This window comes from Actinoplanes sp. NPDC024001 (assembly GCF_040638955.1).
Lineage (GTDB): Bacteria > Actinomycetota > Actinomycetes > Mycobacteriales > Micromonosporaceae > Actinoplanes.
This window is the reverse complement of record NZ_JBEZZB010000281.1, coordinates 1-8176: the sequence shown is the minus strand read 5'-3', so window position 1 is coordinate 8176 and position 8176 is coordinate 1. Positions and strand designations below refer to the sequence as shown.

Here is an 8176-nt window from a genome sequence, read left to right as displayed (position 1 = left end):
ATCGCTTCTTTCCCACACTCTCCATGATGCTGGACATCCTCCCGGAGACCCCAGGTCCCCTGATCTTGGATGTCCGTCAAAACGGGGCAGGCCCAACCAACCTCGGCATCCGCTACAGCGACGTCGGGCGCCGCACCGACGCTGTCACAGCCTCCGAAGAAGCCGTCGGCATCTACCGCAGGCTCAGCACCGCCAACCCTGCCTTCCTTCCCGACCTCGCCAGCGCCCTTACCAACCTCGGCGTCAGCTACAGCGGAAGCGGACGCCGCACCGACGCCATCCCACCCACCGAAGAGGCCATTGCGATTTACCGCAAGCTCAGCACTGACAACCCCGCCTTTCTCCCTAACCTCGCGGGCGCCCTCAACAACCTCGGTGTCAGCTACAGCGAGGTCGGACGTCGCATCGACGGCATCACGGCCACCGAAGAAGCAATCGGCATCTACCGCAAACTCAGCGCCCAGAACTCCGCCTCCCTCCCCCACCTCGCCACAGCCCTCACTAACCTCGGCACCCGTTATAGCGACTTCGGACGCCTCAGCGACGCGATCACAGCCACCGAAGAAGCAATCGGCATCTACCGCAAACTCAGCGCCCAGAACTCCGCCTTCCTTTCCAAGCTCGCGGGCGCTCTCCACAACCTCGAACGCCACTACATGCAAGCCGGCAACAGTGCCGCCACAGAGGTCGAGTGGCACCGCTCACTTTCCGACGCCGCCCCGGAGGCAGGCGCCTTTCTTCTACTCAACCGAGCGAGATCCGCTGAACTTGGAGAAACGCGGGTCATTTCCTGGTTGACCGCGGGGTTGGCTCACTCCAGGGATATCCCCGTCTTAACCACCGCCCTACGACACCAGGCACGGCGTCACCGGACGCATGATCCCGATCGGTTCGACGGCGTGTGGCTCAAACAGGAGGGTGAACTCCCCGCCTGGCTGACTGTCGATCCGAAACTCGTCGAGACAGCACGGTCATGGGTCACCACGTCGACCTATACCGAAGAGCACGATCACCTCGTCAGACACGCGGCATTGCTCGACTCGACAGCCGACGCCGCGCTCGCCGAAGCGCTCTTGGACGTCGAAACCTCGGAATCTCAGCGGTACCTGGACCTGCGGGACGATGCCCGAGTTCACGGCGTTGCTGCTGCCTATCGCCCTCTGCTGGTGTTCGAGTTGGCCGTCGCGTTCGCCAACGCGGAACCTTCAGCGCAGTCAACGCTGCTCGCCGAGCATCGTGACGATTTGCTGTCGGATATCGCCTGGGAATCACTTGCCAGACTCGCCGAGGAGGACGATACCGGGATCTACGCGCGGGCCGATGCTGTCCTTGCCCTCGCTCACCTCGATCAAGCCGAGCCCGCACTCGCTGCCCTCGCCGAACCCGAGACGTTCCCGCAACTGCTCGCTGAGATCGCCGAGCGGCCCGACGCGTCAGCCCTCGACTCCACCGCATTCCTGGCCCGCAGCGTCGCCGTCTCCCTCGAATCCACCGCCGACGCCGATTTCTACGTTGCTGTCGCTGCGGCTCTCGCCGACGATCTCGACGATGCCGTCCAAACCCTCACCGCAGCGCGTCGTCAGACCCCGGACCGGACCACGTACTGGATCAACCGGCTCGCCGGAATCGGGCAAGTGCACCCCGAAGTCCTGCGGCTGATCGCCACCCTCACCGCCCCGCTCGACGAGAACCCGGAGCCGCACGTTGACCAGCCCTACTGATCTCGTTGTCGTCCTCCCCGGCATCCTCGGCAGCACGCTGCGCCACCGCGGCAAGCTGGTCTGGTCGCCGTCCGCCCGCTCCGCCGTGCAGGCCGTCAAGACCTTCGGCGGCTCGATCCGCGACCTGCTCCTGCCCGACGATATCGGCGACGACCACCCCGGCGACGGCGTCGAGCCTGACGGCCTCATGCCCGATCTGCACGCCCTCCCCGGCATCTGGACCCCGGTCAAAGGCTACGACCGCCTGATCGGCCGGCTCCGCTCACTCGGCTACCGGGAGCCCACAGACGACGCCACACCCGGCAACCTGATCCTGTTCCCCTACGACTGGCGGCTTTCCAACCGCTACAACGCCCGCCGCCTGGCCACCGTCATCGAGCCGGCCCTCCACCGGTGGCGCGAGCAGGGCGGACGATTCGCCGACGCGCAGGCAGTACTTGTTTGTCACTCGATGGGCGGCCTGATCGCCCGCTGGTATGTCGAACACTGCGGCGGCGCCGAGACCACCCGCAAGGTCGTCACCTTCGGCACCCCCTACCGCGGCGCCGCCAAAGCCCTGGAACAGCTGGTCAACGGCGTACGCCGGGGTGTCGGCCCGATCGGCCTGGACCTGACCGCCCTGGTCCGCAGCATGCCGTCGATGTATCAGCTGCTGCCCGAGTACGCCTGCCTGGAACACGACGGCGGCCTCGCGAAGACCACCGAGATCACCGTGCCGGAGCTCAGCACCAGCAAGATCGCCGACGGCATGCGCTTCCACACCGAACTCGCCCAGGCCGAGTCACACCGTCAGGCAAGCCTCACCACCACCCACGCGATCATCGGCATCCAACAGCCGACCAGCACCACAGCCCGGCTCTCCGGCCGCCGGGTCGAGATGGTGGAGACCTATCAGACCGAGAATCTGTACGGCGACGCCACCGTCCCGATCGTCGCCGCCACCCGGGCCGACGTCCCGATGGACAGCCCTCTGCTGCGCCGCGTCCCCGACCAGCACGGCAATCTGCAACGCAACCCCGCCGCCCTGGACGAGCTCGAAGGCATCCTCACCGCGCGGCCGATCGACGTGCGGGCGCCCTACTCGGTCGACCTGCGGGTGGACATCCCCGACCTCGCGCTGGCCGGTGAGCAGCTGCTCGTCGACGTCGCCACCGCCGACGGGCGCCCGCACAGCGTCCGGATCACCGTCACCGACGAGAACAACCGGATCGTCGACTCCCGGGTCACCCAAGTCCCGGCCGGCGCCCGGGTCACCGCCGTGCTCGACGATCAGCCGCCGGGCGCGTACGCGATCGCTGTCTCTGGAATCTCGCCCAGCTCCCCGCTGGCGCCGGTCAACGGCGACGTCCTCATCTGGGGTTGAGATCGACCTGGTAGAGGCAGCTGCGATAGACCGGCCGGTAGCCCAGCTCGTCGTTGATCCGCCGCATCCCGGTGTTGCTGTCGGCGGTGTCCGCGAGCAGCCCGGAAAGCCGGGGGAACCGAACCCGGGAGAGCGTGATCGCCTCCGCCTTCATCCAGCGCGCCAGACCGCGGCCGCGATGTTCCGGCAGCACCCCGGTGCCGTAGTGCTGCCCGTCGCCGGTGCCGTCACCCGGCACCACCAGCTCGGTGAACCCGGCGATCTCCCCACCGTCGGTGACCGCCGCGGTCGTGCACAGGATCTCGCCGCGCCGGGCGACCGCATCGGCGATCGCGTGCAGCCGGGCCACGTCCCACGGCTGCGGGGTGTAGCCGGCGTCGTCCATCGGCATGTCGTCCATGGCCCGGCGGGACCGGGCGAACGTTTCCGCCAGCTCGTCCGGGACCGTGCCCTCCCAGTGGACCAGCCGGTATCCGGAGACCGGCCGGCCCACCGAGACGTTGTCGTCCAGCGACAGCCGCGTGTAGGTCAGGGCGAGCACCCGCCGCAGCCCGCGGGCCCGGCAGAAGGCGTCGCCTTCGCTGTCCTCATGGACCGCTTCGGTGAGGACGCCGTCCAGCTTCAGGCCGGTCGCCGCCTCGGTGACAGCGTCCAGCAGTCGGGTGCCGACGCCGGCGCGGCGTTCCGCCGGGTGCACCCGCAACTCCAGGTCGGCGACACCGCCGGAGGCCGGCACTCGCAGGAAGGCGGTACCCAGCGGGCGGCCGTCGTCTCCGGCGGCCAGCCAGGCCAGACGGTGGCCGGACGCGCTGGTGGCCGGGTCGGTGAGCGGCGTGATGCGAACGATCATGGCTAGATTGTGCCGTCCGCGCGTCAGACGGTCCGCGGGGCCGGTGCTGATGCCATCATGCTCGGATGCGAGCGTCGGTGGCGGTGGTGTACGAGATGGTGTCCGCCGTGGACCCGGCCGACAACCTGGAGGCCGAGCACCTGGCGCACGCGCGGACCTGGCTGCATGACACCGACGACGTGTTCCGGCGGGTCAAGCCGGCCACGCCCGACCAGCACCTGGTCTCCTACGTGGTGCCGGTCGACCCGGCCACCGGCTCGGTGCTGCTGGTCGACCACGTCAACGCGGGGCTGTGGCTGCCGCCGGGCGGGCACGTCGAGGTCGACGAGCATCCGGCCGTCACCGCCGCCCGGGAGGCGGCGGAGGAGCTCGGCGTGAGCGCGGCGCCCGCCGAGACCCCGCTGTTCCTGACCGTCACCCGAACGGTCGGCATGGACGCCGGGCACACGGACGTGAGCCTGTGGTTCGTACTCGATCTGCGCTCCGATCAGACCTTGACCCCGGACCAGGGCGAGTTTCACGCGGTGCGCTGGTGGACGCCGGCCGAGCTGCGCTCGGCCGATCCGGCGCGCTTCGATCCGCATTTCTTCCGGTTCCTGACAAAACTGCAGCGGCGTACGGCGCTCAGCGCCTGACCCGATAGGTGAGGTGGGTGACGCCTCTGCCCACGATGACGTCGGGGTCGGCGAGCCGCACCGGGGCGACGGTCAGCCCGCCGAAGAGGCTGACCCCCTCACCGAGCAGCACCGGCACCAGCGAGACGCGGATCTCGTCGAGCAGCCCCGCGTCCAGGTACTGCCGGGTCAGCGTCGGCGTGGACACCGCGACGGTCAGGTCACCGGCCTGCGCCTGAGCGGCCTCGAGGGCGGCCATCGGATCGGGATAGAACGTGGTCGCCGAGTCCTCCCGCGGCCACCCGTGCGGAACGTCGTGGCTGACCACGAAGACCGGGCAGCCCGCCGGATGCCGGCCACCCCACCCGTCGGTCTCGTCGAACAGCCGCCGCCCGCAGATCAGCGCCCCGCACAGGCTGAGCGCCGGCCGCAGAAACCGCGCGCTGGCCTCGGTCACATGAAACGTCCACCGCGGGTCCGCGCTGCGAATCTCCACGTTCCCGTTCTGGTACCAGCCGAACAGTTCCGCCACGCCGTCGTTCTCATCCGCCACGAACCCGTCCAGCGACATGGACAGGGCGGCGACAACCTGGCCCACGGCGCACCTCCGTTCCGGGGCTTCCCCCGCAGAGTGGCCCCTCCGAGCTCCCGCGGGCAAGGCGCCGAGCATGAATGAAGGTGAGATGGTGCAGGTGGGCGAATCAGCCGCCCGCGACGAACGGAGCTGATCCCGGTGGACGCGAATATGGTCGTCTCAACAGCGGGCGTGGTCATCGCTCTTGCCGCACTCGGCTTGACGGTTCACCAGGCGCGCCTGACACGCGCGCACAACCGCCTTTCGGTGCGGCCGGTGCTCGATTTCGAGGAGACCTTCCAGCCCGAACAGCGCGCCGGTCTCCGGCTGCGAAATGTCGGCCTCGGCCCAGCCGAGATCATCTCAGGCAGGATCTGGCTGGACGGCCGTGAGCGCGAGGAACCCTCACCGCAACGTTAGGTAACTCCACAGCGGATCGCAGGGTGTGCCGCCGGGGAGTTGAACCCCGAACCCGCTGATTAAGAGTCAGCTGCTCTGCCTGTTGAGCTAGCGGCACGAAGTGTCGCCGAGTGGGATCGAACCACTGGCCTCCGCCTTATGAGGGCGGCGCTCTGGCCTACTGAGCTACGGCGACGCTTGACGGGCGCGGAGAGCGAGAGATTCGAACTCTCGGCAGCGGCATGCGCCGCTGCTGCGGATCAGCAATCCGCCGCCTTAGGCCGCTCGGCCAGCTCTCCTTGTGTTTCGTGGACCCGGCCGGGGTCGAACCGGCCACCTCCCGCTTGCAAGGCGGGCGCTCTACCAGATGAGCTACGAGCCCCTGCGTACCCGGAGCGCGATTCGAACGCGCACTTCCGCCGTTCTGAGCGGCGTGCCTCCTGCCAATTGGGCTACCCGGGCTGGAAATACACACAGTGCCCTCGGCGCGATTCGAACGCGCACCGTCCAGGTCCTCGGCCTGGTGCCTCTGCCGGTTGGGCCACGAGGGCAAGTGAAGAGTGGCTACCGGGGTTCGAACCCGGGACCTCCGCCATGGCGAGACGGCGCTCTTCCTGCTGAGCTACAGCCACATGTCGCGTCCCCGGAGAGATTCGAACTCACGACACCCGGATCCGTAATCCGGTGCTCTATCCACTGAGCTACGGGGACATGTGTGCGATCCGCTGTGGAGTTGTCAAAGAAAACGAGAAACGCCGCCCGTTCCGGTCAGGAAGGGCGGCGCGAGGATCACCGGAGAGATCCGGTCAATCGCGCCACCGACGCAGCTTTCGGCTGCCCAGAGCAAGAGAGCTGCCCAGAGCAAGAGAGCTGCCCAGAGCAAGAGAGCTGCCCGAAGCGAGAGAGCTGCCCAGAGCACGGGCAGCGAGGGAAAGGCCGGCAAGCGTCGACTGTCGCGACATCATCGTGCCTCTCCCCTCTTTCCGCTCGGTCGGTGTTGATGAAGAAGTTAGACCCGCACCCGATCACCGGCAATCGAATTAAACGCGATCTGTTTCGCCACATAGGCGGCGTCACGGCCGGCGCCCTGAATCATTGCCGAGGCGAGGGCGTACTGGAACAGCCATCCGACCAGGTAGAGGCCGGGATGGCCGGTTACGGCGCCGCGGTGGTGGTCCGGCTCGAAACCGAGCCAGCTCAGATCCGGGCGGTATCCGGTGCACCAGAGGACGGTCGCGGCCCGCGGCACGCTGCCGTCGGCGAGGACCGGCCGGCCGTCGCGCACCCCGGTGACGCGCGGGACCCGCACGACGCCGGCGGCGTCCAGGTCGGCGGGGCGGACCCGGATCAGCGGGCCGCCGTGTTCCAGGACGTAGGGGCGCAGCCGCCGGCCCGGCGGCGTGCGGACGGTCAGTAGATGCCGGAACGCGAAGAAGACCGGCGGGCAGAGCAGCGGCGTCAGGCGGCGGTCGATCCGCCAGGGCAGGTGCCCGGGATGCCGGCCGGAGAGCGACACCCGATGGGTACGGGACAGCTCCAGCGCGATGTCCGCCCCGGAGTTGCCGGCCCCCACCACGAGCACGTCACCGTCGCCCAGCTGGCCGGGGTGGCGGTAGTCCGCCGAGTGCAGTTGCCGGATTCCGGGGTCCAGCCCCGCGGCGAACTCCGGCACCCGCGGCACGTGGTCGTACCCCGTGGCCACGACCACGTTGCGGGCCGCGTACCGGGCCTGGTCCGTCTCGACCTGGAAGCCGGCGCCGTCGTTGCTCAGCCGGCGCACCGCAGCGCCGGTGCGCACCGGCAGCCGGAACTGTCGCGCGTAGTCCGCGAGGTAGTCGGCGAACTCGACGCGGGTGGGAAAGCTCCAGGCCGGAGCGGGGAACGGCCGGCCCGGCAGGGAGCAGTAGCGGGCCGGGGTGAACAGGCGCAGCGAGTCCCAGCGCTGCCGCCACGTGTCGCCGACGCGGGGCGCGGCTTCCAGGATGACGTGCGGGCGGCCGCGGCGGGTCAGGTGGTATCCGGTGGCGAGGCCGGCCTGCCCGCCGCCGACGATCACGGTCTCGATCTCTTCGACGGTCATCGGCTCAGCGTGCGCCGGCGCGCACGGTGCGCGCTTCGGCAGCATTACCCAAGCTGCCGGCCGGCGGCTGGGCAATTCAGACCAGGCGGTTCTCGTACGCGTACGCGGCAACCGCCGTCCGTGAGCCCACCCCGAGTTTGCCGAAGATGTTGCTGACGTGCCGGGCGACGGTCTTCTCGCTGAGCCGCAGCTGCCCGGCGATCTCCCGGTTGGTGCCGCCCTGGGCGAGCAGCCGGATCACCTCGAGTTCGCGGGAGGTGAGCCCGTGCGGTTCGGCCCGGCGCACCACCGGGGTGGCGCCGAGGCGGCGGAAGACCTGTTCGGCGGCGCCAAGTTCCATGTCGGCGGCGTCGTCGTCGCCGAGGTCGCGGCAGGCCACGCCGATCAGGGTCTGGCTGCGGGCCGCCTCGTACGGGGCTTCCAGGTCCCGCCACTGCCGGAAGCCCTCGCGCAGGGGCGGCAGCGCGGTGGCGGCCTCCCCGTTGGCGACCCGCACCGAGCCGGTGGCGTGGGCGGCCATCGCGGCGAGCGCGGTGGTGCCGTAGCGGGCGGCGACGGCGGTCAGCTCGGCGGCG

At 69.4% G+C, this 8176-nt stretch carries 8 protein-coding genes and 8 tRNA genes; 4 read left to right on the top strand and 12 right to left on the bottom strand.

What is annotated here, in order from left to right; all coding sequences use genetic code 11:
* The coding region (locus tag AB0F81_RS49340) for a tetratricopeptide repeat protein (protein WP_360211066.1) at nt 1–1721 on the top strand (1721 nt) is incomplete at its 5' end.
* Complete coding sequence (locus AB0F81_RS49335) at nt 1705–3084, top strand: hypothetical protein (protein ID WP_360211064.1); 1380 nt, start codon at nt 1705–1707, stop codon at nt 3082–3084. The genes AB0F81_RS49340 and AB0F81_RS49335, both read left to right, overlap by 17 nt.
* Here the strand turns inward: AB0F81_RS49335 and AB0F81_RS49330 are convergent.
* Nucleotides 3071–3934, bottom strand: coding sequence for a GNAT family N-acetyltransferase (locus tag AB0F81_RS49330; RefSeq protein ID WP_360211062.1), 864 nt, complete (start codon nt 3932–3934; stop codon nt 3071–3073). The genes AB0F81_RS49335 and AB0F81_RS49330 overlap by 14 nt on opposite strands.
* Nucleotides 3935–3999: 65 nt before the next feature.
* Here AB0F81_RS49330 and AB0F81_RS49325 point away from each other — a divergent pair, with 65 nt between their 5' ends.
* Entirely contained in the window at nt 4000–4569 is a 570-nt protein-coding gene (locus tag AB0F81_RS49325; protein ID WP_360211060.1) for an NUDIX hydrolase, read from the top strand.
* Here AB0F81_RS49325 and AB0F81_RS49320 read toward each other — a convergent pair.
* The gene (locus AB0F81_RS49320) at nt 4559–5146 is read right to left on the bottom strand and encodes a dihydrofolate reductase family protein (protein WP_360211058.1); all 588 of its coding nucleotides are present in this window, start codon (nt 5144–5146) and stop codon (nt 4559–4561) included. The two genes, AB0F81_RS49325 and AB0F81_RS49320, sit on opposite strands and share 11 nt — an antisense overlap.
* Before the next feature lie 135 nt (nt 5147–5281).
* On the opposite strand from AB0F81_RS49320, the gene AB0F81_RS49315 reads away from it, so the two are divergent.
* Nucleotides 5282–5542 (top strand): hypothetical protein, encoded by a 261-nt coding sequence (locus AB0F81_RS49315; RefSeq protein WP_360211056.1) that lies wholly within the window; start codon nt 5282–5284, stop codon nt 5540–5542.
* Between the two features lie 24 nt (nt 5543–5566).
* On the opposite strand, the gene AB0F81_RS49310 is transcribed toward AB0F81_RS49315, so the two are convergent.
* The 10 genes from AB0F81_RS49310 to AB0F81_RS49265 all read right to left on the bottom strand — a co-directional run.
* Nucleotides 5567–5639 (bottom strand) — tRNA-Lys (locus AB0F81_RS49310).
* A gap of 4 nt (nt 5640–5643) precedes the next feature.
* A tRNA-Met gene (locus AB0F81_RS49305) sits at nt 5644–5717 on the bottom strand.
* Between the two features lie 12 nt (nt 5718–5729).
* Nucleotides 5730–5820 (bottom strand) — tRNA-Ser (locus AB0F81_RS49300).
* A 10-nt stretch (nt 5821–5830) separates the two neighbouring features.
* Nucleotides 5831–5903, bottom strand: a tRNA-Ala gene (locus AB0F81_RS49295).
* Nucleotides 5904–5908: 5 nt separating this feature from the next.
* A tRNA-Leu gene (locus AB0F81_RS49290) sits at nt 5909–5983 on the bottom strand.
* A 15-nt stretch (nt 5984–5998) separates the two neighbouring features.
* Nucleotides 5999–6072 (bottom strand) — tRNA-Leu (locus tag AB0F81_RS49285).
* 8 nt (nt 6073–6080) lie between these two features.
* Nucleotides 6081–6153, bottom strand: a tRNA-Gly gene (locus AB0F81_RS49280).
* Between the two features lie 6 nt (nt 6154–6159).
* Nucleotides 6160–6232, bottom strand: a tRNA-Arg gene (locus tag AB0F81_RS49275).
* Nucleotides 6233–6530: 298 nt separating this feature from the next.
* The gene (locus AB0F81_RS49270; protein ID WP_360211054.1) at nt 6531–7601 is read right to left on the bottom strand and encodes an NAD(P)/FAD-dependent oxidoreductase; all 1071 of its coding nucleotides are present in this window, start codon (nt 7599–7601) and stop codon (nt 6531–6533) included.
* A 76-nt stretch (nt 7602–7677) separates the two neighbouring features.
* The coding region (locus AB0F81_RS49265; RefSeq protein WP_360211052.1) for a response regulator transcription factor at nt 7678–8176 on the bottom strand (499 nt) is incomplete at its 5' end.